General features: G+C 66.3%; 2 protein-coding genes. Both read right to left on the bottom strand.

The window, feature by feature from the left end; all coding sequences use genetic code 11:
* The coding region (locus tag EN906_RS33385; protein WP_127375735.1) for a hypothetical protein at positions 1-1316 on the bottom strand (1316 nt) is incomplete at its 3' end.
* Positions 1313-1638, bottom strand: a 326-nt coding sequence (locus EN906_RS33380; RefSeq protein ID WP_281060473.1) for an NAD(P)H-hydrate dehydratase, incomplete at its 5' end; no start/stop codon positions are given. The genes EN906_RS33380 and EN906_RS33385, both read right to left, overlap by 4 nt.

Raw genomic sequence — 1638 nt, 5'->3', positions numbered from 1 at the left:
CTCCTTTGCGCCGCCGGCGCGTAATCAACCGCGTCGGCGTTCGTCCAGACCGCCGGCGGCGCAAAGGAGAGCGGACGGAAGCGGTTCGGCTGCTTGCCTTCGGCCGTGGCGGCGAGCCACGCCTGGCGCCGCGGGATCTCGGCATGAAGATGCGGCGAAATCCCGACCTCGATGCGGTTCAACGGCGATGTCGTCTTGTCGTCTAGCCCGATGAAATGGAAACCGGCCGTCGAACCCGCCTGATGGCAACCCTGGCAGGCGCCATTGTCCAGCCGCTCGACCAGCGCTTCCGGCGTGCGCACCAGTTTCAGCGCGGAATAATCGAGCGGTGCGAAATCCTTGGGCTGGAATAATTGCGTAAACGGATGATTGGCCTGCCGCGCGCTGCCGAAGGTCGACCATGATATGATCTTTCTGGCCAGGAACTCGTCGGGGATTTGATAGACGCCTTCGTCAACCGCCGGCAAATTGGCGCCGACATAGGCGGCAAGCCGTGCTTTCAGCGCCGCGTCCTGCGAGAGCCGTGCGGTGTCGGGCGTGTTCTCCAGCGGCTTCTCGCTGATTTCGGCGCCATCGATGCCGAATACCCGCATGAGATAGGCCGCCTGCCCGCCGAACTCGGTTTCCTGGCCGGACGGGAAGCGCACCACCTGCGCGTTGAGCTCCAGCTGCTTGAAGGTCAGCCCGGCCTTCTCCAGCGGCCCGCCGGTCAGCCAGCCGGCATCGACGCTCTCGTCAAGCTGTGGCGTCCAGCGTCCGGCAGTGCCGACGCAGCCGCCATCGGCATCGGGCGCGGCGCTGTAGACGGCATTGAAATTGAACGGCAAGCGCGATGCCAGCAGCTTGCCGTTCTTGCGAAAACTGTAGGCCAGGCGGTAGATGAAGCGCACCTCGCCGCAGCTCCTGTCGCCTTGCAGCAGCATGAAATCGCGACGGTCGAGCCGGTTGACGACGCCGACCAGCCGGAAGCGCGCGGCATCGGTCTTCAGCCAGCGCATGTCCATGATGCGGCCGACATTGCCGTCTGTCACCTCGTAGAGCGGCCGCCCGCCGGCCTTCATCTCGGCGCGGAGCGCCGCAACATCGGAGGCAACGATGTCAACGATGGCGTGATAGGCGGGGGCCTCGTCGTAAAGCGTCTTTAGACCGTCCTCGCCGTCAACCCCCAAAACATCGGCGAAGCCGAAACCCCCGGCATCGAGCGCGGCGAGCACCGCCGGATTGTCGACGACGGTTACAGGGCCGACGGCGCGCGCCGTCGACGCCATGAAGACAGCGATGAGGGTGGCAAGCAGCGGAGCCAGGGCGCGGTTCATAGAACAGCCGTGCGCGCGTCGAAGAGTTCACGCAACACCGGCAGCAGCGCCAGCGGCAGATCCTCGGCGATCAGGCCGGGTCCGAACCGGCTGCCGGTTTCGGCGTGTAGCCACACCGCCGCGCAGGTGCCCTCGAAGGGCGGCATGCCTTGTGCGAGCAGACCGGCGATGATGCCCGACAGCACGTCGCCTGACCCGGCCGTGGCCAGCCACGGAGCGCCGTTGGAGTTGATGGCTGCCTTGCCAACAGGCGCGGCTATCACCGTGTCGGCGCCCTTGTAGACGATCGTTGCGTTGGCCCGCGCGGCAGCCGCTCGCGCCT

Source organism: Mesorhizobium sp. M7A.F.Ca.CA.004.06.1.1, assembly GCF_003999135.1.
Lineage (GTDB): Bacteria > Pseudomonadota > Alphaproteobacteria > Rhizobiales > Rhizobiaceae > Mesorhizobium.
Note: the sequence above shows the minus strand (reverse complement) of the source record. Positions and strands in the feature narration are given on the sequence as shown.